22 protein-coding genes and 1 pseudogene are annotated in these 23,683 nt (G+C 54.5%); 14 read left to right on the plus strand and 9 right to left on the minus strand.

Features of this window, described 5'->3' with window-relative positions; genetic code table 11:
• Positions 1-90: 90 nt before the first annotated feature.
• Positions 91-1,359, plus strand: a complete 1,269-nt coding sequence (gene rhlB / locus ACOTYB_RS19840) for an ATP-dependent RNA helicase RhlB (protein WP_003860827.1) — start codon at positions 91-93, stop codon at positions 1,357-1,359.
• 6 nt (positions 1,360-1,365) lie between these two features.
• A complete protein-coding gene (gene gppA, locus ACOTYB_RS19845; RefSeq protein WP_003860828.1) occupies positions 1,366-2,850 on the plus strand; it encodes a guanosine-5'-triphosphate,3'-diphosphate diphosphatase in 1,485 nt (494 codons plus the stop codon).
• A gap of 51 nt (positions 2,851-2,901) precedes the next feature.
• On the opposite strand, the gene rep is transcribed toward gppA, so the two are convergent.
• The gene (rep, locus tag ACOTYB_RS19850) at positions 2,902-4,926 is read right to left on the minus strand and encodes a DNA helicase Rep (protein WP_220153488.1); all 2,025 of its coding nucleotides are present in this window, start codon (positions 4,924-4,926) and stop codon (positions 2,902-2,904) included.
• A gap of 85 nt (positions 4,927-5,011) precedes the next feature.
• On the opposite strand from rep, the gene ppiC reads away from it, so the two are divergent.
• Positions 5,012-5,293, plus strand: a complete 282-nt coding sequence (ppiC, locus tag ACOTYB_RS19855) for a peptidylprolyl isomerase PpiC (protein ID WP_006812396.1) — start codon at positions 5,012-5,014, stop codon at positions 5,291-5,293.
• A gap of 54 nt (positions 5,294-5,347) precedes the next feature.
• Here the strand turns inward: ppiC and cysE are convergent, their stop codons facing one another.
• The 5 genes from cysE to ACOTYB_RS19880 all read right to left on the minus strand — a co-directional run bounded on the left by cysE (position 5,348) and on the right by ACOTYB_RS19880 (position 8,457).
• Complete coding sequence (gene cysE, locus ACOTYB_RS19860) at positions 5,348-6,169, minus strand: serine O-acetyltransferase (RefSeq protein WP_022646641.1); 822 nt, start codon at positions 6,167-6,169, stop codon at positions 5,348-5,350.
• Positions 6,170-6,244: 75 nt separating this feature from the next.
• A complete protein-coding gene (gpsA, locus tag ACOTYB_RS19865; RefSeq protein ID WP_006812398.1) occupies positions 6,245-7,264 on the minus strand; it encodes an NAD(P)H-dependent glycerol-3-phosphate dehydrogenase in 1,020 nt (339 codons plus the stop codon).
• Positions 7,264-7,731, minus strand: a complete 468-nt coding sequence (gene secB, locus ACOTYB_RS19870; RefSeq protein ID WP_003860835.1) for a protein-export chaperone SecB — start codon at positions 7,729-7,731, stop codon at positions 7,264-7,266. The genes gpsA and secB overlap by 1 nt, the downstream gene beginning before the upstream one ends.
• 31 nt (positions 7,732-7,762) lie before the next feature.
• The gene (gene grxC / locus ACOTYB_RS19875; protein WP_003860837.1) at positions 7,763-8,014 is read right to left on the minus strand and encodes a glutaredoxin 3; all 252 of its coding nucleotides are present in this window, start codon (positions 8,012-8,014) and stop codon (positions 7,763-7,765) included.
• A gap of 11 nt (positions 8,015-8,025) precedes the next feature.
• On the minus strand, positions 8,026-8,457 hold the full coding sequence (locus ACOTYB_RS19880; protein WP_003860840.1) for a rhodanese-like domain-containing protein: 432 nt from the start codon (positions 8,455-8,457) through the stop codon (positions 8,026-8,028).
• Positions 8,458-8,705: 248 nt separating this feature from the next.
• Between ACOTYB_RS19880 and gpmM the strand changes: the two genes are divergently transcribed.
• The 3 genes from gpmM to ACOTYB_RS19895 are packed head-to-tail and all read left to right on the plus strand — an operon-like array spanning position 8,706 to position 12,479.
• The gene (gene gpmM, locus ACOTYB_RS19885; protein ID WP_022650159.1) at positions 8,706-10,250 is read left to right on the plus strand and encodes a 2,3-bisphosphoglycerate-independent phosphoglycerate mutase; all 1,545 of its coding nucleotides are present in this window, start codon (positions 8,706-8,708) and stop codon (positions 10,248-10,250) included.
• Positions 10,251-10,283: 33 nt separating this feature from the next.
• Complete coding sequence (gene envC / locus ACOTYB_RS19890) at positions 10,284-11,543, plus strand: murein hydrolase activator EnvC (protein WP_026094345.1); 1,260 nt, start codon at positions 10,284-10,286, stop codon at positions 11,541-11,543.
• A gap of 3 nt (positions 11,544-11,546) precedes the next feature.
• A complete protein-coding gene (locus tag ACOTYB_RS19895) occupies positions 11,547-12,479 on the plus strand; it encodes a divergent polysaccharide deacetylase family protein (RefSeq protein ID WP_032634365.1) in 933 nt (310 codons plus the stop codon).
• Between the two features lie 11 nt (positions 12,480-12,490).
• Here the strand turns inward: ACOTYB_RS19895 and ACOTYB_RS19900 are convergent, their stop codons facing one another.
• On the minus strand, positions 12,491-13,291 hold the full coding sequence (locus ACOTYB_RS19900) for a glycosyltransferase family 2 protein (RefSeq protein ID WP_104469555.1): 801 nt from the start codon (positions 13,289-13,291) through the stop codon (positions 12,491-12,493).
• A gap of 205 nt (positions 13,292-13,496) precedes the next feature.
• Here ACOTYB_RS19900 and ACOTYB_RS19905 point away from each other — a divergent pair, with 205 nt between their 5' ends.
• Both ACOTYB_RS19905 and ACOTYB_RS19910 read left to right on the plus strand, forming a co-directional pair.
• On the plus strand, positions 13,497-14,702 hold the full coding sequence (locus ACOTYB_RS19905; RefSeq protein WP_023315174.1) for a glycosyltransferase: 1,206 nt from the start codon (positions 13,497-13,499) through the stop codon (positions 14,700-14,702).
• Positions 14,703-14,717: 15 nt separating this feature from the next.
• Positions 14,718-15,632: a hypothetical protein gene (locus ACOTYB_RS19910; RefSeq protein ID WP_045350347.1), complete on the plus strand. Its 915-nt coding sequence runs from the start codon at positions 14,718-14,720 to the stop codon at positions 15,630-15,632.
• A 27-nt stretch (positions 15,633-15,659) separates the two neighbouring features.
• Here the strand turns inward: ACOTYB_RS19910 and tdh are convergent, their stop codons facing one another.
• Positions 15,660-16,688: an L-threonine 3-dehydrogenase gene (gene tdh / locus ACOTYB_RS19915; RefSeq protein WP_017383610.1), complete on the minus strand. Its 1,029-nt coding sequence runs from the start codon at positions 16,686-16,688 to the stop codon at positions 15,660-15,662.
• A gap of 9 nt (positions 16,689-16,697) precedes the next feature.
• Positions 16,698-17,894: a glycine C-acetyltransferase gene (kbl, locus tag ACOTYB_RS19920; RefSeq protein WP_023315172.1), complete on the minus strand. Its 1,197-nt coding sequence runs from the start codon at positions 17,892-17,894 to the stop codon at positions 16,698-16,700.
• 213 nt (positions 17,895-18,107) lie between these two features.
• Here kbl and rfaD point away from each other — a divergent pair, with 213 nt between their 5' ends.
• From rfaD to ACOTYB_RS19950, 6 genes and pseudogenes are all read left to right on the plus strand, one after another.
• On the plus strand, positions 18,108-19,040 hold the full coding sequence (gene rfaD, locus ACOTYB_RS19925; protein WP_003860858.1) for an ADP-glyceromanno-heptose 6-epimerase: 933 nt from the start codon (positions 18,108-18,110) through the stop codon (positions 19,038-19,040).
• Positions 19,041-19,042: 2 nt separating this feature from the next.
• Positions 19,043-20,089 carry an ADP-heptose--LPS heptosyltransferase RfaF gene (gene rfaF, locus ACOTYB_RS19930; RefSeq protein ID WP_003860863.1) on the plus strand — a complete coding sequence of 349 codons (1,047 nt, stop codon included), beginning with the start codon at positions 19,043-19,045 and terminating at the stop codon, positions 20,087-20,089.
• A gap of 3 nt (positions 20,090-20,092) precedes the next feature.
• Positions 20,093-21,076, plus strand: coding sequence for a lipopolysaccharide heptosyltransferase RfaC (rfaC, locus tag ACOTYB_RS19935; RefSeq protein ID WP_022646632.1), 984 nt, complete (start codon positions 20,093-20,095; stop codon positions 21,074-21,076).
• 3 nt (positions 21,077-21,079) lie between these two features.
• A complete protein-coding gene (locus ACOTYB_RS19940) occupies positions 21,080-22,189 on the plus strand; it encodes a glycosyltransferase family 9 protein (protein WP_022650153.1) in 1,110 nt (369 codons plus the stop codon).
• Between the two features lie 5 nt (positions 22,190-22,194).
• A complete protein-coding gene (locus ACOTYB_RS19945) occupies positions 22,195-23,094 on the plus strand; it encodes a glycosyltransferase family 2 protein (RefSeq protein WP_023315171.1) in 900 nt (299 codons plus the stop codon).
• Positions 23,082-23,603, plus strand: a pseudogene (locus ACOTYB_RS19950) (O-antigen ligase family protein); the annotation flags it as partial. The gene ACOTYB_RS19945 and the pseudogene ACOTYB_RS19950, both read left to right, overlap by 13 nt.
• Positions 23,604-23,683 lie beyond the last annotated feature (80 nt).

A 23,683-nucleotide genomic window follows, 5' to 3' on the forward strand; every position in this document is an offset into this window, starting at 1 on the left:
TGTTGATGTCGCATTAACCAACTAAAGGTTGACTTTATTTCACCGGATACGCTTTCGTAAAGCAATAGTAAGCTGATATTCTACCACACTATGAGCAAAACACATTTAACAGAACAGAAGTTTTCCGACTTCGCCCTGCACCCAAAGGTGATCGAAGCCCTTGAAACTAAAGGGTTTCATAACTGCACGCCCATTCAGGCTCTCGCCCTGCCGCTGACGCTGGCCGGTCGCGATGTTGCAGGGCAGGCGCAAACCGGTACTGGCAAAACGATGGCGTTTTTAACGTCAACGTTTCATTATTTACTTTCTCACCCAGCGATTGCAGACCGCAAAGTTAACCAGCCGCGCGCGCTAATTATGGCCCCGACGCGAGAACTGGCGGTACAGATCCACGCAGACGCTGAGCCCCTGGCGCAAGCCACCGGCCTGAAACTTGGCCTGGCCTACGGCGGCGACGGCTACGATAAACAGCTGAAAGTACTGGAAAGCGGCGTCGATATCCTGATTGGGACCACTGGCCGTCTTATCGACTACGCCAAACAGAACCATATCAACCTCGGCGCAATCCAGGTCGTGGTGCTGGATGAAGCAGACCGCATGTACGATCTGGGCTTCATTAAAGACATCCGCTGGCTGTTCCGCCGTATGCCTGCGGCAAACCAGCGTCTGAACATGCTGTTCTCCGCAACCCTGTCATACCGCGTACGTGAACTCGCATTCGAGCAGATGAACAATGCGGAATATGTGGAAGTAGAACCGGAGCAGAAAACCGGGCACCGCATTAAAGAAGAGCTTTTTTATCCTTCTAATGAAGAGAAAATGCGCCTGTTGCAAACCCTGATCGAAGAAGAGTGGCCGGATCGCGCGATTATCTTCGCGAACACCAAACACCGCTGTGAAGATATCTGGGGACACCTGGCGGCAGATGGTCACCGTGTGGGTCTGCTGACCGGCGACGTGGCGCAGAAAAAACGCCTGCGCATTCTCGACGAATTTACTCGTGGCGACCTTGATATTCTGGTCGCGACCGACGTGGCGGCCCGTGGCCTGCACATTCCAGCCGTGACACACGTCTTTAACTATGACCTGCCAGATGACTGTGAAGACTATGTACACCGTATCGGTCGTACTGGTCGTGCAGGCGCAAGCGGTCACTCCATCAGCCTTGCGTGTGAAGAGTATGCGCTGAACCTTCCGGCCATTGAGACCTACATCGGTCACTCTATTCCACAGAGCAAATACAATCCGGAAGCGCTGTTAAGCGAGTTGCCGCCACCTAAGCGCCTTACACGTCCACGCTCCGGCAATGGCCCGCGTCGTTCCGGCGGTGCACCGCGTAATCGTCGTCGTTCAGGTTAAGAAAATATGCTCAGCTCCACCTCGCTTTATGCGGCAATTGATCTCGGTTCGAATAGTTTTCATATGCTGGTTGTGCGCGAGGTGGCGGGAAGCATACAAACGCTGACGCGCATTAAGCGCAAGGTCCGCCTCGCGGCGGGCCTGAGCAGCGATAATCATCTCTCCCCGGAAGCCATGGAACGTGGCTGGCAGTGTCTGCGTCTGTTTGCAGAACGTTTACAGGATATCCCGCTCAGTCAAATTCGCGTTGTTGCCACGGCGACCCTACGTCTTGCGGTTAACGCTGGCGATTTCATTGCCAGAGCACAGGAAATTCTGGGCTGTCCGGTGCAGGTCATCAGCGGTGAAGAAGAAGCGCGTCTGATTTATCAGGGTGTGGCGCATACGACCGGCGGCGACGATCGTCGTCTGGTGGTCGATATCGGTGGCGCCAGTACCGAACTGGTCACGGGCACAGGCGCGCAGGCGACGTCGCTCTTCAGCCTGTCAATGGGCTGTGTGACCTGGCTGGAACGCTACTTTACTGATCGAAACCTTGCCAAAGAGAATTTTGACGAGGCGGAAAACGCGGCGCGTGCGGTCCTGCGCCCGGTCATGGACGAACTGCGCTATCACGGCTGGAAAGTGTGTGTCGGCGCGTCCGGAACCGTGCAGGCGTTGCAGGAAATCATGATGGCACAGGGGATGGACGAGCGGATCACGCTTGCCAAACTCCAGCAGCTTAAACAGCGCGCCATCCAGTGTGGTCGTCTGGAAGAGCTTGAAATAGAAGGGCTGACGCTTGAACGCGCGCTGGTTTTCCCCAGTGGGCTCGCCATACTGATTGCCATTTTCACCGAGCTTAATATCCAGTGTATGACCCTGGCAGGCGGTGCGCTGCGTGAAGGTCTGGTCTACGGAATGCTGCACCAGTCGGTCGATCAGGACATCCGTAGCCGTACGCTGCGTAACGTTCAACGCCGCTTTATTGTGGATACCGACCAGGCGCAGAGAGTGAGTCAACTGGCGTCACAGTTTGCCGATCAGGTGAAAAAAAGCTGGGATATTGAACCGTTAAGCCGCGATCTGTTGCTAAGCGCCTGTGCGCTACATGAAATTGGTCTCAGCGTGGAATACAAGCAGGCACCGCTGCACGCGGCCTGGCTGGTGCGTAATCTCGATTTGCCGGGTTATACGCCCGCCCAGAAGAAGCTACTGGCCACCCTGCTGCTGAATCAGACTAACGCCGTCGATCTCTCTTCCCTTCACCAGCAGAACGCTGTGCCGCCGCGCGTGGCGGAGCATCTGTGTCGTCTGCTTCGGCTGGCGATCCTGTTTGCCAGTCGGCGTCGAGATGATTTGCTGCCAGCCATTACGCTGGCGGCAGACGATGAGAAACTGACGCTGACGCTGCCGGAAAACTGGCTTGAGGATCATCCCCTTGGGGCGGAACTGATTGAGCAGGAGTACCAGTGGCAGAGCTATGTGCACTGGGCGCTTGATGTGAAGTGACCCTTTGAAGCGTGCCGGGTGGCGGCTTCGCCTTACCCGGCCTACAAATAGTTATCCCTTCTCTTTGGCTTTTGCCAGCATCGCGCGAATGTTTGCCACGTTTGCCTGCCCTTTATGCATACGCTCTTCAGCGGTAATGACTTTACGCTCCTGCTCCCAGATAAGATCGTCCTGAGGCAACTCCAGCAGAAAACGGCTCGGCTCCGGGCGCACCAGCTCACCATACTGACGGCGCTCTTTGCACAGCGTAAACGTCAGCTCTTTCTGCGCACGGGTGATCCCCACGTAGGCCAGACGGCGCTCTTCATCGACGTTATCTTCATCAATGCTGCTCTGGTGCGGCAATAGGCCCTCTTCCATCCCCACCAGATAGACATAAGGGAACTCCAGCCCTTTCGAGGCATGTAACGTCATCAGCTGAACCTGATCGGCCTCTTCTTCGCTTTCCCCGCGCTCCATCATATCGCGCAGCGTGAAGCGGGTGACCACCTGCGTCAGGGTCATGGGCTCGTCAATCTCAGATCCTTCAAGCATTTCGGTCATCCAGCTGAAGAGCTGGTTAACGTTTTTCATGCGCATCTCTGCCGCTTTCGGGCTGGCGGAGGTTTCATACAACCAGGATTCGTAATCAATGCCGTGGATCAGATCGCGTACTGCCGCCACAGGCTCGCGCTCAGCCAGACGCTGCACCTCACCCAGCCAGTGGGTAAAGCGGGTTAAGGCCTCATAGCCGCGCCCGGTCAGGGTCTGGCTCAGCCCCATATCGAAGCTGGCGGTGAACAGGCTTTTGTTGCGGGTCATCGCCCATTCACCCAGCTTTTGCAGCGTCGCAGAGCCAATCTCGCGTTTCGGCGTGTTCACAATGCGCAGGAAAGCGCTGTCGTCATCCGGGTTGGTCAGCACGCGCAGATAGGCCAGCAGATCCTTGATTTCCGGACGCGAAAAGAACGACGTACCGCCGGAGATTTTGTAGGGGATGCGGTTCTGCATCAGCATCTTTTCAAAGACGCGCGACTGGTGGTTACCGCGATAGAGGATCGCGTAATCCTTGTATTCAGTTTTGTTGACGAAGTGATGGGCAATCAGCTCGCCGGTTACGCGCTCCGCTTCGTGCTCTTCGTTATTGGCGCTAAGGACTTTCAGCTCGGTGCCGTAACCCAGTTCGGAGAACAGGCGCTTCTCAAAGACGTGCGGGTTATTGGCAATCAGGATGTTCGCCGCCTTCAGGATACGCCCGGAGGAACGGTAGTTCTGCTCCAGTTTAATCACTTGCAACGCCGGGAAGTCTTTGCTCAGCAGCACCAGGTTTTGCGGACGTGCGCCACGCCAGGAGTAAATCGACTGATCGTCATCGCCTACAACGGTAAAACGCGCGCGCTGTCCTACCAGCAGCTTTACCAGCTCGTACTGGCTGGTGTTGGTATCCTGGTATTCATCCACCAGCAGGTAACGAATTTTGTTCTGCCAGCGCTCGCGCACCTCTTCATTCCGCTGAAGCAGCAGCGTCGGCAGCAGGATCAGATCGTCGAAATCCAGGACGTTACAGGCTTTCATATGCGCGTCGTAAAGACCGTAGCAGTGGGCAAAGATGCGGTCGCGCTCGCCTTTGGCACTTGCCGCTGCCTGGGCCGGCGTCATCAGATCGTTTTTCCAGTTCGAGATCGTCGAGATCAGCTGTTGCAACAGCACTTTGTCATCTTCGATCAGCTCTTCCGTTAGCTCTTTAAGCAGCGCCACCTGGTCGGTGTCATCAAAGAGAGAAAAGTTGGACTTCATGCCCAGCGCCGCGTATTCGCGCTTGATAATATCCAGACCCAGCGTGTGGAAGGTGGAGATCATCAGCCCGCGCGCCTCTTTACGGCCCAGCGTCTGGCCGACGCGCTCTTTCATCTCACGCGCCGCTTTGTTGGTAAAGGTGACCGCCGCGATATGGCGCGCCTGGTATCCACAACCCCGAATTAAATGGGCGATTTTGTTGGTGATCACGCGTGTTTTACCGGATCCCGCTCCCGCCAGCACCAGGCAGGGTCCGGTGACGAATTCGACAGCTTGTTGTTGTCCGGGGTTTAAACGCATAAATGATCACTCAATGAAAGTCGGGAGAGGAGGAAAAACGCGTGGTAGTATACCGATCGTAAACTAGTCGACTCAAGGCACGATCATGGCAAAAACAGCAGCAGCACTGCATATCCTTGTTAAAGAAGAGAAACTGGCACAGGATCTGCTCGAACAGATTAAAAACGGCGCCGACTTCGGCAAACTGGCGAAGAAACACTCGATTTGCCCGTCAGGTAAACGCGGTGGTGACTTAGGCGAGTTCCGCCAGGGCCAGATGGTCCCGGCGTTTGATAAAGTGGTTTTCTCCTGCCCGGTGCTGGAGCCAACCGGCCCACTGCATACGCAGTTCGGCTATCACATTATCAAAGTGTTATACCGCAACTAATCAAAAGCCCGGTGCATTGACTCACCGGGCTTTTTTATTTGGCTGTTCCGGCGTTCAGATGCCGTCGCCGTATTCGAAGGTGTGGTGAATACCGTTGAAGTGCTGATCCATATCCATCGACGGCTTATCGCTGTCTGGCTTACCGACGATGCGCGCCGGGACGCCAGCGGCGGTGGTGTGCGGCGGTACAGGCTGGAGCACAACCGACCCCGCGCCAATCTTCGCGCCGCGTCCGACTTCAATATTGCCGAGGATTTTAGCACCCGCGCCAATCATCACCCCTTCACGAATTTTCGGATGGCGATCGCCGCTGGTTTTACCGGTACCGCCCAGCGTAACGGATTGCAGGATCGACACGTCATCTTCGATCACCGCCGTTTCACCGACAACAATGCCGGTGGCGTGGTCGAGCATGATCCCACGGCCAATTTTCGCCGCCGGATGAATATCGACCTGGAAGGTCACGGAAACCTGGTTTTGCAGGAAGATGGCCAGCGCGCGGCGTCCCTCATTCCATAACCAGTGGCCGATGCGGTACGCCTGTAAGGCGTGGAATCCTTTGAGATACAGTAGCGGCGTGGAGTATTTATCCACCGCCGGGTCACGCGTACGCACGGCCTGAATGTCGCAGGCGGCAGAAGCAATCATCTCCGGATCTGCGGCGTAGGCCTCTTCCACCACCTCGCGAATGGCAATAGCAGGCATGATAGGGGAAGCCAGTTTATTGGCGAGCATATAGCTCAGGGCGCTGCCGAGATTTTCGTGCTTAAGTAGCGTCGCGTGATAGAAACTGGCCAGCATGGGCTCACAGTCGGCCAAAGCTCGGGCTTCGGCTTTAATATTATTCCAGACGATATCCAGTTCTTCACACGGCATTGCTTGCTCCAGACGATAGTTAATGACCAGCCAGTTCTGCGCTGGCTGGGTCATTCAGGTGACGATACTTCCCGGCTAATTGCTGCTGCGCTCGTCCTTGCGCGCACGACCTAATAAGGTCAATGCTGCCTCGCGCGCATTTTTTCCGCAATACAATACCTGATAAATTTCCTCGGTTATTGGCATTTCGACACCGAAACGGTGCGCCAATTCGCGAACTTCTTTGGTATTGCGATAGCCTTCAACCACCTGACCAATCTTCTCCTGCGCGCTTTTTACATCGCTGCCCTGTCCGAGCATCATGCCAAAGCGGCGGTTACGCGACTGGTTATCGGTGCAGGTCAGCACCAGGTCGCCCAGCCCAGCCATTCCCATAAAAGTGGCCGGATCGGCACCCAGCGCTTCGCCCAGGCGGGACATTTCGGTCAGACCACGGGTGATCAGCGCCGTACGCGCATTCGCGCCGAAACCGATGCCGTCAGACATCCCGGCCCCGATGGCAATGACGTTCTTCACCGCGCCGCCCAGCTGCACGCCGATAAAATCGGGGTTGCTGTACACGCGGAAGCTTTTGCCGCAGTGCAGCAGTTGCTGAAGATCGTCTGAAAATGCCTGGTCGGTGGACGCCAGCGAGATCGCCGTCGGCAAGCCCGCAGCCAGCTCTTTGGCAAAGGTCGGCCCCGAGATCACCGCCAGCGGGATCGCTGTTCCCAGCGCTTCGCGGGCAACGTCCTGCAACAGACGTCCGGTTTCCGCTTCCAGCCCCTTCGTCGCCCACACAATACGCGCATCCGCACGCATCAGCGGCTTAATCTGACGCAGGACTTCGCCAAACACGTGGCTTGGCACCACAATCAGAATATTGCGGCTGGCCGCCAGCGCGGTCGCGAGGTCGCTTTCCAGATAGAGAGAGTCAGGGAACGGAACGTCCGGGAGAAACGCCACGTTGCAGCGGTCGTGTTGCAACGTCGCGATATGTTTTGGATCGTGGCCCCACAGGACCACGTCGTGACCATTTCTTGCCAGCGTGATGGCAAGAGCGGTGCCGTAAGAGCCGGCACCGATCACAGTCATTGACGCATTAACAGTGCTCATCAGGCATCCTGATGTTGTTCGGCACCTTCGCCAGCCTGCTGCTGTAGATAGTTCATGAACAGCGCATCAAAGTTTACTGGCGCGAGGTTCAGTTGCGGGAAAGTACCGCGAGAAACCAGGCTGGTGATGCATTCACGCGCATACGGGAACAGGATGTTCGGGCAGTATGCACCCAGGCAATGCGCCATCTGGTTACCTTCGATGCCGCCGATGGAGAAGATACCGCCCTGCTGAACTTCGCACAGGAACGCAGTTTCTTCGCCCAGAGAGGCGGTCACGGTGACACGCAGTACGACTTCATACACATCATCCGCCAGCTGGGTGGATGCGGTATCCAGATCAAGTTTAACCTCTGGCTGCCAGTCTTTCTGGAAAACGTGCGGCGCATTTGGCGCTTCGAAAGAGACATCCTTGGTATAGATGCGCTGGATCTGGAAAGTCATCTCGGTGTTATTTTGTTCTGACATGGAAAAACCCTTTTTAATTGTCCTAAAGTCTCTAGCTCAGCAGCGGATCGAGTCCACCACGGGCGTCGAGCGCATACAAGTCATCACAGCCGCCAATGTGCTGCGCATCAATAAAAATCTGTGGAACCGTTGTGCGACCACTGCGTTGGATCATCTCTTCGCGTTTAATCGCGTCACCATCGATCGGCAATTCCTTGAACGTTACGCCTTTGCTGGACAGCAGCGCTTTCGCTCGGTGGCAGAACGGGCACGTTGCTTTGGTGTAGATCTCAATATTGGCCATCACTTAACTCCTTATTTACCGCGCACTAAAGGAAGATTCTCCCCGCTCCAGCCGGAGATGCCTTCTTTCAGCACCGTTACGTTTTCAAAGCCTGCTTTATGCAGTGCGTTGGCAGATTCCTGCGCCTGCATGCCAGTGCCGTCAACAACAATAATCGGCTGGGCTTTATGCTTCTCCAGCTCACCAATGTTGTTCGCTTTAATTTCCGCTGGCAGCAGGTTGATAGCACCTGCAATATGGCCCTTGCGGAAATCGTCGCGCTGACGCAGATCGACAACCACGGCGTCCTCTTTGTTGATCAGACGTGTCGCTTCACCGCGGGTGATCACCTTAATTTTAGACGTCAGTCCCTTAAATGTGGTGAACAGTACAGCGACCAGCAGGCCAATCCACGCGATGCTCAGAACCGGGTGGCGGCTAACGAATTGCATAATTTCTTGCATGGGGGGTAACAACTCCCGACTAAGTGATTAAAAAAACCAGGACAGGAGTATACCTGTGCGCTGTGGCAAATACAGCCAGCGACATAAAGCTAATCTATTTTCTGCGGCATGCCACGTAAAAAAAGCCTCAAAATGGCCTGAGAACAGCCTTGCCCCCGCGCTTTCTTTGATCTTCTGCGGCTATTTTATCGATTCAGCTGTAGTAAAATTACGCAAATTTTTTGTCTCTTGAGCATGAGGTTGTCGCAATGTCGGTTTCTAAAAAACCTATGGTACTGGTGATTCTCGATGGCTATGGCTACCGTGAAGATCAACAGGATAACGCCATTTTCAACGCCAAAACCCCGGTTATGGATGCGCTATGGGCAAAACGTCCCCACACCCTGATTGATGCGTCTGGCCTGGAAGTGGGTCTGCCGGATCGTCAGATGGGCAACTCAGAAGTGGGTCACGTTAACCTGGGTGCGGGCCGTATCGTTTATCAGGACCTGACGCGCCTGGACGTTGAAATCAAAGAACGTACATTCTTTGCCAACCCAACGCTCACCGGAGCGGTTGATAAAGCCGTTGCCGCAGGCAAGGCCGTTCACATTATGGGTCTGCTCTCTGCGGGCGGTGTTCACAGCCACGAAGATCACATCATGGCGATGGTAGAACTGGCCGCTGAGCGCGGTGCGGAAAAAATCTATCTGCACGCCTTCCTGGATGGTCGCGATACGCCGCCACGCAGCGCAAAAGGTTCTCTTGAAGCGTTTGAAGACAAATTTGCCGCACTGGGCAAAGGCCGCGTGGCGTCCATCATTGGTCGTTACTATGCCATGGACCGCGACAACCGCTGGGACCGCGTTGAGCAAGCCTATGATCTGCTGACCCTGGCAAAAGGCGAGTTCCAGTTCCCGACCGCCGTTGAAGGCCTGGAAGCGGCTTACGCGCGTGATGAAAACGACGAATTTGTGAAGGCAACCGTGATCCGCGCTGAAGGCCAGGCCGATGCCGCCATGGAAGATGGCGATGCGCTGATCTTCATGAACTTCCGTGCCGATCGCGCGCGCGAAATCACCCGCGCCTTCGTCAACAGCGATTTCGACGGTTTCGCCCGTAAGAAAGTGGCGAAGATCGATTTCATCCAGTTGACCGAGTATGCAGCGGATATCAAAGCCCCATGCGCGTATCCACCCGCTTCCCTGGCAAACACCTTCGGCGAGTGGATGGCGAAAAATGACAAAACGCAGCTGCGCATCTCCGAAACTGAGAAGTATGCGCACGTGACATTCTTCTTTAACGGCGGCGTAGAAGAGCCGTTTAAAGGCGAAGACCGCATCCTGATTAACTCACCGAAAGTCGCCACTTACGATCTCCAGCCAGAAATGAGCTCTGCGGAGCTGACCGAAAAACTGGTGGCCGCGATCCAAAGCGGTAAATACGACACCATCATCTGTAACTATCCGAATGGCGATATGGTGGGCCACACCGGCGTGATGGAAGCAGCCGTTAAAGCGGTTGAAGCGCTGGACCACTGCGTTGAGCAGGTTGCGAAAGCGGTTGAATCCGTAGGCGGCCAACTGCTGATTACCGCTGACCACGGTAACGCAGAACAGATGCGTGACCCGGCAACCGGTCAGGCACATACCGCCCATACCAACCTGCCTGTTCCACTGATTTATGTGGGTGATAAATCAGTGAAAGCAGTGGAAGGCGGCAAGCTTTCCGACATCGCGCCAACCATGTTGTCGCTGATGGGTATGGAAATCCCTGAAGAGATGACTGGCAAGCCGCTGTTCATCGTGGAATAATCGCTCCCCATGAGGGGAAAGGCGATTTTTTCAATCACATGGGTCGTGAAGCCGCTTCGGTTATCAGTCAGACCTCTGCTTTGCGCCAGCGCACTCAGCGCTGGCGTATTGCTGTGCGCCGCATCCGCCCATGCGGATGACCGCGATCAGCTTAAATCCATTCAGGCCGATATCGCCGCCAAAGAGCGTGCGGTACGTCAGCAGCAACAGCAGCGCGCCACCCTGCTCGCCCAGCTTAAAAAGCAGGAAGAGGCCATTTCCGCCGCCGCGCGTAAGCTGCGTGAAACACAAAACACCCTTGCCCAGCTCAATAAGCAAATCGATGAAATGAACGCGTCGATTGCGAAACTGGAGCGTCAGCGCGATGCCCAGGAGCGGAACCTTGCTGCACAGCTTGATGCTGCTTTCCGTCAGGGTGAACACACAGGTCTTCAGCTGATCCTCAGCGGTGAAGAGAGCCAGCGAGGTCAGCGTTTACAGGCCTATTTCGGCTATCTTAACCAGGCGCGTCAGGAGACCATTGCGCAGCTGAAACAGACGCGCGAAGAAGTCACCACGCAAAAAGCCGAGCTGGAAGAGAAGCAGAGCCAGCAGCAAACGCTGCTCTACGATCAGCAGGCGCAGCAGGAGAAGCTTGAGCAGGCGCGCAATGAGCGTAAGAAGACGCTCGCCGGGCTGGAGTCCTCTATCCAGGCAGGACAAAGCCAGCTGAGCGAAATGCGCGCCAACGAATCGAGACTGCGTAACAGCATTGCCCGGGCAGAAGCCGCGGCCAAAGCGCGCGCCGAAAAAGAAGCGCGCGAAGCGCAGGCGGTGCGTAACAAGCAGCAGGAAGCCTCCCGCAAAGGCACCACCTACAAACCGACTGAAAATGAACGTTCCCTGATGTCCCGTACCGGCGGCCTCGGCTCCCCGCGTGGTCAGGCTTACTGGCCCGTTCGCGGTACGATCCTGCATCGCTATGGCGAACAGTTGCAGGGTGAGCTACGTTGGAAGGGGATCGTTATCGGTGCGTCTGAAGGTAGCGAAGTGAAAGCCATCGCCGATGGCCGCGTGATCCTGGCCGACTGGCTACAGGGTTATGGGCTCGTGGTGGTGGTTGAACACGGTAAAGGCGACATGAGTCTTTACGGCTACAACCAGAGTGCGCTGGTCAGCGTTGGCACTCAGGTGCGCGCGGGTCAACCCATTGCCCTTGTGGGCAGCAGTGGCGGTCAGGGCCGCCCGTCACTCTATTTCGAAATTCGTCGTCAGGGTCAGGCGGTCAATCCACAGCCGTGGTTGGGAAGATAAGTTTTGCTTCAATTTCGTCGAATTGTTTTTTCCGTAGTCAGCGCACTGGCGCTGGCTGCACCGGTTTATGCAGGCAAACTCGCGATTGTGATTGATGACTTCGGTTATCGACCACACTATGAAAATCAGGTGCTGGCGATGCCGTCAGCCATCTCTGTCGCCGTCCTGCCTAATGCGCCTCACGCGCATGAAATGGCGACCAAAGCGCACAATGGCGGCCATCAGGTCCTTATCCATCTGCCGATGGCCCCCCTCAGCAAGCAGCCGCTGGAAAAAGATACCCTGCGCCCGGACATGAGCAGCGACGAGATCGATCGCATCATCCGCGATGCATACAATAAAGTGCCGTATGCCGTGGGTCTGAATAACCATATGGGCAGCGCGATGACCTCCAGCCTGTACGGTATGCTGAAAGTGATGCAGGCGCTGGAGCGTTACAACCTCTATTTCCTCGACAGCATGACCATCGGCAACAGCCAGGCGATGCGTGCCGCTCAGGGAACGGGCGTGAAAGTCATCAAGCGCAAAGTATTCCTGGATGACTCCCAGAACGAAGCGGATATCCGCGTCCAGTTCAACCGCGCGGTACAGCTGGCGCGCCGTAACGGTTCGGCGATTGCCATTGGGCATCCGCATCCATCTACCGTTCGCGTTTTGCAGCAAATGTTGCCGGGCTTACCCGCCGATATCACGCTGGTGCGTCCGAGCGATCTGCTCAATGAACCTCAGGTGGATACTTCTCGTCCGGGTAGCGCGCAACCACCCGCAACGCGGCCACGTAATCCATTCCGCGGCGTGAAGAACTGCACGCTGAAACAGCCGCCTGAACCGGTCTATGCAACCCGCTTCTTCACGGTGATTGGCGAAAGCATCAGCAGCAGTACGCTGGTTAAATACGTCCAGCAACAGTGGCAGGGTTGGGGAAAAAAAGCCTGATCGGCTAACGCCTATTCTGCCAGATAAGAGTCCGACTGCTCTTTTGCAACGGACTCTTTCTTTTCTCGATCCTGATACCAGGCCTTGAAATACTTCAAAAAACTGTACGCCGTGGCATAAAACCCTGTCACCACACCCACTTTGCCCTGACGCCAGGCACCACTAAACAGATACCATTTGAAAAATGCGCCGATAGCGCTGATCGCTCCGCGACTAAGAGAGGGACGTATCGTCTGATATTGAACCAGGCGAGTGGTATATCCGTTTAATTTATTGAAAAGTTCATGCAGTGAATAAAATGTATCATGTCTGACATAGCCAGGAATACGTTCAGAATGGAGAAAACCTTCGACCTGATCGTCTACTGGCCGGTTATTAAATCGCGACTGCGTACGGTTAAAAAGACGCACCGGATAATCCGGTGATGAGACGGGATAAATCGTTCGGACATTTTCTCCCAGAACAAACCAGTGACGACATATCCGCCACGCCATATCCGGTTCGGGTTCATCGCCCATTTTTAATTTTAAAATAGCATCAACGGTTTCTTGATCGAGTATTTCGTCGCTGTCCATGCACAGCACCCAGTCGTTGTGCGCATGGGATACGGCATGGTTCATCTGCTCGCCGTGCCAGCTATATTTTTTGAATATGGCCGACAATCCATAACTCTGGCAAATATATATCGTTGCGTCTGTACTTCCGGAATCAACTACAACGAATTCATCCGCTATTTTTAAAAGAGGAGGAATAACATCGTGCAACGTTCTTTCGGAGTTAAACGTTAATAAGCAGACCGTTATTTTAAACATTTTCTCACTCTCTCAATAACAACATAAATATTTTCGCTAATAGTATCTAATTGAGAAGAGGCGATTAAAGTCTTAAATCACACTTTTAAAATAAGCGTGTTTAAAACGTTTTCTTATAAAAAGACAAAGAAATACAAAAAATCTATTTTATTTCAACAAATTCTTTATAATGCGGTCAGATGAAGGGTAGCATACGGATTCAGACATGCCGCAAAAACGTAAAATCCTCCTCCTGGACACGGGCAAAGAATGGGGGGGAGGTACCAACAGTATGCTTGAGCTTCTGAAGCGAATCAACCGCGAAAAATTCGACATTACTTGTTGTTTTTACAGTGATTATAGTCGTGCTGAAGGTGAAACGATAGGCCAGGTGCTCAATAGCATTGGGATACCTCTACTCGTTATCCCTCAACGTAAGCAACCGGCATGGGCAAAACTACTGAAAGAAGCGGGACGTGGTCTGCTGTTTTTCTCGCGTTCAGCGCGCAAAGCATTTACGCGGCATATCGATACCCTGTGGCGCATTCGCCCCAACGTCAGCAAGATCGAGACCATTTTCAGGGAAGGTGGATTCGATACGCTGTATATGAACAACCAGCCAGGCTCTAACGAAGAAGGGTATCTGGCGGGCGCAAACCTGCATGCGCGGATAATCCAGCACTGCCGGATTGAACCGGTGCTAACCCCGCCGCTGGTGAAGCTGGTGAATACCCATGCCACAAAAATCATCGCCGTCTCGCACGGCGTTGAACGTGTGCTACTTCAGCATGGCGTCCGGCCAGCGCTGTGTACCACGGTCAACAATGCCATCGACATCCACCAGCCTTTGCCCGACCGACGCGCGATGCGCCAGCGCCTGAACATTGATGATGACACGTTTGTGTTCGGCAGCGTTGGCTCGTTAATCCCTCGCAAGGCCAATCATCACACGCTGGAGGCGCTGGCCCAGTTCAACCAGAGGCACCCGCAGGCAAAATGGAAGATGGTGCTGGTTGGTGAAGGGGCTGAGCGCGGCGCGCTGACGGCACAGGCTGACGCGCTGGGGATTGCTGAACACGTGATTTTTACCGGTTTCCAGAACACGCCTTTTGACTACCTTGCTACCTTTGACGCGTTTATTCTGGCCTCGAAGAGCGAAGGTCTGCCGCGCGTCGTGCTGGAGGCAATGCTGCTGAACATCCCAGTGATTGGTTCAAAAGTGACCGGCACGGCAGAATTGATCGATCATGAGTCGACCGGCCTGCTGTTTCCGTGGAGCGACGTGTCGCAACTTGCTCAACATCTGGATAATATCTGGCAGGATCCTGCTCTGCGCGCCCGGCTCGCCGCTGCCGCACACCAGAATGTCTGCAACATGTATGCCATTGAAAGCTATGTTAACGGTGTCGAGGCCGTTCTTGGCGCGCAATAACCAAACGAGAAGAACATGTTTAAATTCCTGAATGCTCGCTACCGCCACATTACCGGGCGTCATAACATTCCGTACGCTTCCCTTCCGGTCACGCGCGATCTCGTTGCGGTTGATTCCATTGTGATCCCGTGTACGGGCGCGGATTTCGTCGAAGAGGCGTTATTATCAGCGACCTTTGCAGAGCGTTACGCCACCGACGTCAGCGAGATTGTTATCGTCAGCGATCAGCCTGAATCCGCTTTCGGCGAGCTGCCGCTAAAAACCCGCGTTGTGACCCTCACGCTTCCAAAACGTGAAGAAGACTACCGCTATAAGCAGATCTACCTCAGTCGTCTGGTGAAGCTTAATGCTCCGTTGCAGGCGCGCGGTGAAGGCGTGCTGATGATCGACTCCGATCTCAACCTGCTTAAAATGCCAGAGATCAACATGGCGGATATGCACATCTACTCCAGCTTCCGTCAGGGCAAAATGATTGCCAAGCTGGACGGTGCGCCAGCGGAGAAAGTGCCGGCCTATTACAAAGAAACGGTGCGCCCGTATCTGGTCGATCACGTTAACGGCGCGTTTCTTGCGGCCACCAAAAAGACCTGGCGCCGTATCTGCCCGCTGTGGCTGACGCTGTTCCAGGATACCTGGGAGCTGATGGACGATACGCAGCCGCCGACCGATCAGCTGCCGCTCGCTGCGCTGCTGGACATGCTGGATGTAAAAACGGTTAACCTGGGCGACTGGATGAACTGGCCGGTCTCCAAGAAGATCGGCGGTCAGGAAGCCGTTGTGCCGAAAGAGGTGATTGGCGCGCACGGTGGTTTCCCGCTTTCCGAATGGCAGAAGTATCTGGAATCGCCGGATAACAAACTGCTGTTCAAAGGTCAGGACTACACCCGCAAGGTGCGTTACCTGACGGACGAAGAGAAAAAGAATCAGTAAAAAAAGGGGCCGCTGGCCCCTTTTTCATTATTTATCCCAGCTCAGGATCACTTTCCCTGACTGGCCGGAACGCATTGCGTCAAAGCCCTGCTGGAACTCATCGATGGAGAAACGGTGAGTGATAATCGGGGACAGATCCAGACCAGACTGGATCAGCGCGGCCATCTTGTACCAGGTCTCAAACATCTCGCGGCCATAGATGCCCTTAATGAATAGCCCCTTGAAGATGACTTTGTTCCAGTCGATGGACATATCTGACGGCGGAATACCCAGCATCGCGATACGACCACCGTGGTTCATGGTGTCGAGCATGGTGCGGAACGCGGGTGGCGCGCCGGACATCTCCAGACCCACGTCAAAGCCTTCGGTCATGCCCAGCTCTTCCATCACGTCGGTCAGGCTCTCTTTCGAGACATCCACCGCGCGGGTGACACCCATTTTGCGCGCCAGCGACAGGCGGTATTCGTTCACGTCGGTGATCACCACGTTGCGCGCACCCACATGCTTCGCCACGGCTGCCGCCATAATACCGATGGGGCCTGCGCCGGAGACCAGCACGTCTTCCCCCACCAGGTCGAAGGAGAGCGCCGTATGTACCGCGTTGCCGAACGGGTCGAAGATGGAGGCCAGATCGTCAGAGATATTGTCCGGGATTTTGAACGCGTTAAACGCCGGGATCACCAGGTATTCCGCGAAGCAGCCCGGACGGTTCACGCCCACGCCGACGGTGTTGCGGCACAGGTGGGTACGCCCACCGCGACAGTTGCGGCAGTGACCACAGGTAATGTGGCCTTCACCGGAGACGCGGTCGCCAATGTTGAAGCCTTTCACTTCCTGGCCGATGCCGACTACTTCGCCGACATATTCGTGGCCGACTACCATTGGCACGGGAATAGTTTTTTGCGACCACTGGTCCCAGTTGTAGATGTGAACGTCAGTACCGCAGATGGCGGTTTTACGAATTTTGATCAGCAGATCGTTATGACCGACTTCCGGCTCCGGTACGTCGGTCATCCAAATCCCTTCTTCCGCTTTCAGTTTGGATAACGCTTTCATCACACGTCCTCAGGCAATTACGCCCAGCTGTTTGCCGATGCGGGTAAAGGCTTCCACCGCACGTTCAATTTGTTCAGGCGAGTGCGCCGCAGACATCTGGGTGCGGATACGCGCCTGACCTTTTGGTACCACCGGGAAGAAGAACCCGGTCACGTAAATCCCTTCTTTCTGAAGCTCACGAGCAAATTGCTGTGCGACAACCGCGTCACCCAGCATCACCGGAATGATCGCGTGGTCAGCACCGGCCAGGGTGAACCCTGCTGCGCTCATTTTTTCACGGAACAGGCGGGCGTTAGCCCACAGACGCTCGCGCAGTTCAGCGCCGGATTCCACCATCTCCAGCACTTTAATAGAGGCAGCCACAATCGCCGGCGCCAGGGAGTTGGAGAACAGGTACGGGCGGGAGCGCTGTCGCAGCCACTCAACCACCTCTTTACGCGCAGCGGTATAACCGCCAGACGCGCCGCCGAGCGCTTTGCCCAGAGTACCGGTGATGATGTCCACGCGGCCCATTACGTCACAGTATTCGTGGGAGCCGCGACCGTTTTCGCCGACAAAGCCAACCGCGTGAGAGTCATCCACCATCACCAGCGCGTCGTATTTATCCGCCAGATCGCACACGCCCTTCAGGTTGGCGATCACGCCATCCATGGAGAACACGCCGTCGGTGGCGATCAGCACGTGGCGGGCACCGGCTTCACGGGCCTCTTTCAGGCGGGCTTCCAGCTCAACCATGTCGTTGTTGGCGTAGCGGAAACGCTTCGCTTTACACAGGCGAACACCGTCGATGATGGAGGCGTGGTTCAGGGCGTCGGAGATAATCGCATCTTCTGCGCCGAGCAGGGTTTCAAACAGACCGCCGTTGGCGTCGAAGCAGGAGGAGTACAGAATCGCGTCTTCCATTCCGAGGAAGTTCGCCAGCTTTTGCTCAAGCTGCTTGTGGCTGTCCTGGGTACCGCAGATAAAGCGAACGGAGGCCATACCGAAACCGTGGGTGTCCATGCCGTTTTTCGCCGCGGCAATCAGCTCAGGGTGATTCGCAAGACCTAAGTAGTTGTTCGCGCAAAAGTTGATCACATGGCTGCCGTCGGCAACGGTGATGTCCGCCTGCTGGGCAGACGTGATAATACGCTCTTCTTTGAACAACCCTTCCGCACGTGCGGTCTCGAGGTCGCTGTTTAACTGTTTGTAAAAATCACCACGCATTGCAATTCTCCAGACTCGGCAAATTTTGGCACATATTACCCAAACCAATAGTTCATGACGAGATGACGCAGTATCTCTTCTCGTTTTTGCAGCATAAATCACGCGTACCCCTGCTGCATATCGGTGAATGGCTGAAGCCTGAGCATTGTGATGATATGATAAAGAGATTAGCGTTCGGGATATTCCCCGACTCATACTTCAAAGGTTACAGTTATGATCATCGTTACTGGCGGCGCGGGCTTTATCGGCAGCAATATTGTTAAGGCCCTCAATGACAAAGGCATCACCGACATTCTGGTGGTGGACAACCTGAAAGACGGCACCAAGTTCGTGAACCTGGTGGATCTGAACATCGCTGACTACATGGATAAAGAAGACTTCCTTATCCAGATTATGGCGGGTGAAGAGTTCGGCGAGATCGAAGCCATCTTCCACGAAGGTGCGTGCTCCTCCACCACCGAGTGGGACGGCAAGTACATGATGGATAACAACTATCAGTACTCCAAAGAGCTCCTGCACTACTGCCTGGAGCGTGAAATTCCGTTCCTGTACGCCTCTTCCGCGGCAACCTACGGTGGGCGCACTTCAGATTTCATCGAATCCCGCGAATATGAGCAGCCGCTGAACGTCTACGGTTACTCCAAATTCCTGTTTGATGAGTACGTGCGTCAGATCCTGCCTGAAGCGAACTCGCAAATTGTCGGCTTCCGCTACTTCAACGTCTACGGGCCGCGCGAAGGCCACAAAGGCAGCATGGCGAGCGTGGCGTTCCACCTGAACACCCAGTTAAATAACGGCGAAAGCCCGAAACTGTTCGAAGGCAGCGACGGCTTCAAGCGTGACTTCGTCTACGTGGGCGACGTGGCGGCAGTGAACCTGTGGTTCCTGGAAAATGGCGTGTCCGGCATTTTCAACCTGGGCACCGGCCGCGCGGAATCCTTCCAGGCGGTGGCAGACGCGACGCTGGCGTACCATAAGAAAGGCAGCATCGAGTACATTCCATTCCCGGATAAGCTGAAAGGCCGCTACCAGGCATTCACTCAGGCGGACCTGACTAACCTGCGCGCCGCAGGCTACGACAAGCCGTTCAAGACCGTTGCCGAAGGCGTAACGGAATATATGGCCTGGCTGAACCGCGACGCATAAGTATGAAAATTCTGGTGATCGGCCCGTCATGGGTGGGCGACATGATGATGTCGCAAAGTCTCTATCGCACGCTCAAGGCGCGTTATCCCCAGGCGATAATCGACGTGATGGCACCCGCATGGTGCCGTCCGCTGTTATCGCGTATGCCGGAAGTGAACGAGGCGATCCCGATGCCGCTCGGCCACGGGGCGCTGGAAATCGGTGAACGCCGCAAACTCGGCCACAGCCTGCGCGAGAAACGCTATGACCGCGCCTACGTGCTGCCTAACTCCTTCAAATCTGCCCTTGTGCCCTTCTTTGCGGGCATCCCGCATCGTACCGGCTGGCGCGGTGAAATGCGCTACGGCCTGCTGAACGATGCCCGTGTGCTGGATAAAGAGGCCTGGCCGCTGATGGTCGAGCGCTACGTGGCGCTGGCCTACGACAAAGGCGTGATGCGCAGCGCGAAAGATCTGCCGCAGCCGCTGCTGTGGCCGCAGCTCCAGGTAAGCGATGGGGAGAAATCCCACACCTGCAACGCATTTGGCATTTCGTCCGAACGCCCGATGATTGGGTTCTGCCCTGGCGCGGAGTTTGGTCCGGCAAAACGCTGGCCGCACTATCACTATGCAGAGCTGGCGAAACAGCTTATCGATGAAGGCTATCAGATTGTGCTGTTTGGCTCGGCGAAAGATCATGAGGCGGGCAATGAAATTCTCGCCACGCTCAGTACCGAGCAACAGGCCTGGTGCCGAAACCTGGCCGGGGAAACGCAGCTCGAGCAGGCGGTTATTTTGATTGCCGCCTGTAAAGCCGTGGTGACGAACGACTCCGGTTTAATGCACGTCGCCGCCGCGCTGGATCGTCCCCTGGTTGCGCTGTATGGCCCAAGCAGCCCGGACTTCACGCCGCCGCTGTCGCACAAGGCGCGCGTGATCCGTTTAATCACCGGCTACCACAAGGTGCGTAAAGGCGATGCCGCAGAAGGCTATCATCAGAGCCTGATCGACATCACGCCGCAGCGCGTCCTTGAAGAACTCAACGCATTGCTGTTGAGCGAAGAAGGATAACGGATGCGGGTATTGATCGTTAAAACCTCCTCAATGGGTGATGTTCTGCATACGCTGCCGTCGCTGACGGACGCCATGCGGGCCATTCCCGGCATCCGTTTTGACTGGGTGGTGGAAGAAGGCTTCGCGCAGATCCCCACCTGGCATGAAGCGGTTGATCGCGTGATCCCGGTGGCCATTCGCCGCTGGCGCAAAGCGTGGTTCTCCGCACCGATTAAAGCCGAACGCAAAGCCTTCCGCGAAGCGGTGCAGGCCCGGCGTTACGACGCGATCGTCGACGCCCAGGGGCTGGTGAAAAGCGCCGCGCTGGTCACGCGTCTGGCGCACGGCGTAAAGCACGGCATGGACTGGCAAACCGCCCGCGAACCGCTGGCGAGCCTGTTCTATAACCGTCGACACCATATTGCGAAACAACAGCACGCCGTGGAGCGCACCCGCGAGCTGTTCGCGAAAAGCCTGGGCTATGCAAAACCTGAAGCCCAGGGTGACTACGCTATTGCACAGCATTTTTTGCGCGAGACGGAGGAGCATGCCGAGCCGTATCTGGTGTTCCTGCATGCCACAACGCGCGACGATAAGCACTGGCCGGAAACGCACTGGCGAAGGCTGATTGAACTAATGCAACCTTGCGGTATCCATATTAAACTCCCGTGGGGCGCTGAACATGAGCGTCAGCGTGCGGAGCGTCTGGCAGCCGGTTTTTCCCATGTCGAGGTGTTACCCAAACTCACGCTGGCGCAAGTTGCCGCACAGCTGGCGGGCGCAAACGCCGTCGTTTCTGTGGATACAGGGTTAAGCCATTTAACCGCCGCACTGGATCGACCTAATATCACGATTTTCGGCCCGACCGATCCGGGGTTGATCGGGGGTTACGGTAAAAACCAGCATCAGATGGTCAGCCCTACGCAACAAACGAAGGATATTAGCGCAGATGCTATTTTTTCATTTTTACAGGGCAGCCATCGGCTTTCCAACAGGGATATTTAACCCATGAGTTATGTATTTCTGCTGATTTTACTCTTTCCGGTGAAACTCATCCGGAAGCTGTTTCGAAAGGACACGGGCAAGAACCTTGTTATTCAAACAGCCAAAATCGGTGACTTTATTAATGCGACGCCTCTTCTGGCCTGGCTGCAAAAAAGCGATGTGTTGATCAGTCGCAGCGTTGGCGCGCTGGCGAAGCATGATGAGACTATCGAGCAGATCTATTTTATTGAGCAGCATAAGCGCAACCTGTGGCGTAAACTGTGCTTCGCGTGCAGGATCATGAACCGCTACGACAACGTCTACCTGCTACAGCCCAACAGCGTGAACCTCTTTTTTGCCGCCGTCTGCAATGCCAAAAACAAACAATTTTTAAGCATTTACACGCGCAGGTGGTATCACGGGATTTTCTATCTCGCGGCCGACGGTACCGTTGAGCATGGCAAAAAAACGCTTTCGGTGACGAACTACCTGAAACTGGCCGACCGCTCGCTCACATGGCAAGACTCTCCCAAGCACGCCACAAAGCCGCTCTTCAAGCCGACGACCTGGCCGGCTATTCTTGATAAACCTGACGTTATCCGCATCGGCATCAGTATTGCGGCAGGCAATAAAGCCAAAACCGTCCCTCCGGTTATCTGGAAGCGGATTGTTGATCAACTCGCTGATTTACCCTGCGAGTTTTATGTCTTCGGCGCGCCAAACGAACAGTCGTGGATGGATGATATCACCCGCCTTTACGGTGAAATCCCTAATTTTATTAATCTTATTGGCAAAATTTCGCTAGAAGAGCTTCCCTGGGCCATTTCAAAGATGGACTGCTATATCGCGTCTGACTCGGGGAATGTCTATATCGCAGACGCCGTCGGCGTGCCGGTGGTCCTGCTGTTTGGACCGTGTTGTCATTACGAACAGCGTCCGCTTGGCAATGTGATGCTGATCGGGAATGACGACAACATTTGTTCTTATGTGTTTGAAACGCGCTATTACTTCCCGCAAGAACGGGAAGCGCTATTCTCTGTCACTGACTCCGCGTTACACGATCTTCAGCAGTTTGTCCGTACATTACCCAAAGCCCGCTCACTGGCTAGCGCTACCGACGCTCAAGGAAACTAATTTTTATGGCTTTTTTAAGCGTCATTATTGCTGCGCATAACGCTGAAGCTACGCTGCACGCCACGCTTTCAAGCCTGCTGGCAGCAATCGGTCAGGACACTGAAGTCATTATTTTCAATGACAGTTCTGAGGATGCCACGCAGGCAATAATTGAAGAGTGGTCGCCGAAATTTCCTCAGATCATCACGCGCACCGTGAACTTTCGTAACGTAGGCCGGGTACGAAACAGCGCTGTCGCGCTGGCATCGGGAGAGTATATTACGATGCTCGACAGTGACGATTGCTTAAAGCCGGGCAGCCTCGGGGACGCAATGACCTTTCTAAAAGCGCAACGTCCGGACATGTTACTGACACGTTTGCTTGAGATTCGCGATCCCCGGAAAATGACTTCAGACTGGCAGGGATTTAATCCTGTGCCATTGCCACGAAATGAAGCAGTCGCTCGTTTCTTACGCCATAAAGACTTTCAGGCACATCTCATTGGCCAGTTTATTCATCGTAGCCTGTACGAGAGTAACCCTATTCCTCCGATGTTATGTTATGAGGATTTCGCTGTCTTCCCTGGAATGCTGATGCAATCGAACAAAATAGTCTATCAACGCCAGGGGCATTATTATTACATCAAGCGTCGCGACAGTTTGTCGAGCACTCTGGACGCCAGCAAAATTTCAACGCTTGTCGAATGCACGTTACAGATGGAAAGAACATTTCCGTCAAGCTACAAGCATCTCGTCAATTGCCACTGGTTTGATATTTACAGCAACCATCGGTCCTGTCTTACAGACCAACAATTGCAGCTCGTGAAACAACGCGTAAAGGCCATGTATACATTGTCTTTTTTCCTCTCCACCGATGTTCGTTTTAGCTATAAAAAAAGGGTTATTGAGGCATTATGGAAAAAATAAAACCACGGCTCTATCAACTGACGATCGCTTTGAGCCTCATCTCTTTGATACTGGCTTTAGTCAGTTCAGGGAAGCAAAGAGAGTTTTTCTATATTGCTATTTACGTCAGTATTATTGGCCTGGCTTTCGAATATAAAAAAATCACTCTGCGACCTTTTACTATAGCGCTGCCCATTCTGCTGATTGGATTACTTAACCTCGGCTGGTATTTACTCTATGAGTATCATAACGAGGGACTCAACCTTTACAGCGACTATCTCGGTGCCAGCAAAAAATTAATTTTAGCGAGTGTCCTGATTTTCTATATTGACCGCTTTAAGTTTTATATCGATAAGGACACCTTCAGGAAATTTTTCTTCTTCGCAACGGCCTTAGGGTTTGTGCTCGCCACAGGGTATGGCTTGTGGCAGGCCTCACAAGGTATGACTCGCGTTGAGATGGCAATTAACCGTGCCACCGTTTCAGCCTATGTTTATTCTGTCCTGTCACTGGCTTTCGTATACAGTCTGAATCGCCACGGATAATTTAGACACTTCCGAGCCGTTGATAATACTGGTTTTCATATTCTGTCGGTGACATCTGATCGCTA

The organism is Enterobacter cloacae complex sp. IR5450, assembly GCF_049238665.1.
GTDB classification, from domain to species: domain Bacteria; phylum Pseudomonadota; class Gammaproteobacteria; order Enterobacterales; family Enterobacteriaceae; genus Enterobacter; species Enterobacter hormaechei_C.

What these genes read in the sequence shown, in the direction of transcription:
- rhlB (WP_003860827.1), top strand. Translation starts at nt 91, where the DNA reads ATGAGCAAAACACATTTAACAGAACAGAAGTTTTCCGACTTCGCCCTG.
- gppA (WP_003860828.1), top strand. Translation starts at nt 1,366, where the DNA reads ATGCTCAGCTCCACCTCGCTTTATGCGGCAATTGATCTCGGTTCGAAT.
- rep (WP_220153488.1), bottom strand. Translation starts at nt 4,926, where the DNA reads ATGCGTTTAAACCCCGGACAACAACAAGCTGTCGAATTCGTCACCGGA.
- ppiC (WP_006812396.1), top strand. Translation starts at nt 5,012, where the DNA reads ATGGCAAAAACAGCAGCAGCACTGCATATCCTTGTTAAAGAAGAGAAA.
- cysE (WP_022646641.1), bottom strand. Translation starts at nt 6,169, where the DNA reads ATGCCGTGTGAAGAACTGGATATCGTCTGGAATAATATTAAAGCCGAA.
- gpsA (WP_006812398.1), bottom strand. Translation starts at nt 7,264, where the DNA reads ATGAGCACTGTTAATGCGTCAATGACTGTGATCGGTGCCGGCTCTTAC.
- secB (WP_003860835.1), bottom strand. Translation starts at nt 7,731, where the DNA reads ATGTCAGAACAAAATAACACCGAGATGACTTTCCAGATCCAGCGCATC.
- grxC (WP_003860837.1), bottom strand. Translation starts at nt 8,014, where the DNA reads ATGGCCAATATTGAGATCTACACCAAAGCAACGTGCCCGTTCTGCCAC.
- ACOTYB_RS19880 (WP_003860840.1), bottom strand. Translation starts at nt 8,457, where the DNA reads ATGCAAGAAATTATGCAATTCGTTAGCCGCCACCCGGTTCTGAGCATC.
- gpmM (WP_022650159.1), top strand. Translation starts at nt 8,706, where the DNA reads ATGTCGGTTTCTAAAAAACCTATGGTACTGGTGATTCTCGATGGCTAT.
- ACOTYB_RS19900 (WP_104469555.1), bottom strand. Translation starts at nt 13,291, where the DNA reads ATGTTTAAAATAACGGTCTGCTTATTAACGTTTAACTCCGAAAGAACG.
- ACOTYB_RS19905 (WP_023315174.1), top strand. Translation starts at nt 13,497, where the DNA reads ATGCCGCAAAAACGTAAAATCCTCCTCCTGGACACGGGCAAAGAATGG.
- ACOTYB_RS19910 (WP_045350347.1), top strand. Translation starts at nt 14,718, where the DNA reads ATGTTTAAATTCCTGAATGCTCGCTACCGCCACATTACCGGGCGTCAT.
- tdh (WP_017383610.1), bottom strand. Translation starts at nt 16,688, where the DNA reads ATGAAAGCGTTATCCAAACTGAAAGCGGAAGAAGGGATTTGGATGACC.
- kbl (WP_023315172.1), bottom strand. Translation starts at nt 17,894, where the DNA reads ATGCGTGGTGATTTTTACAAACAGTTAAACAGCGACCTCGAGACCGCA.
- rfaD (WP_003860858.1), top strand. Translation starts at nt 18,108, where the DNA reads ATGATCATCGTTACTGGCGGCGCGGGCTTTATCGGCAGCAATATTGTT.
- rfaF (WP_003860863.1), top strand. Translation starts at nt 19,043, where the DNA reads ATGAAAATTCTGGTGATCGGCCCGTCATGGGTGGGCGACATGATGATG.
- rfaC (WP_022646632.1), top strand. Translation starts at nt 20,093, where the DNA reads ATGCGGGTATTGATCGTTAAAACCTCCTCAATGGGTGATGTTCTGCAT.
- ACOTYB_RS19940 (WP_022650153.1), top strand. Translation starts at nt 21,080, where the DNA reads ATGAGTTATGTATTTCTGCTGATTTTACTCTTTCCGGTGAAACTCATC.
- ACOTYB_RS19945 (WP_023315171.1), top strand. Translation starts at nt 22,195, where the DNA reads ATGGCTTTTTTAAGCGTCATTATTGCTGCGCATAACGCTGAAGCTACG.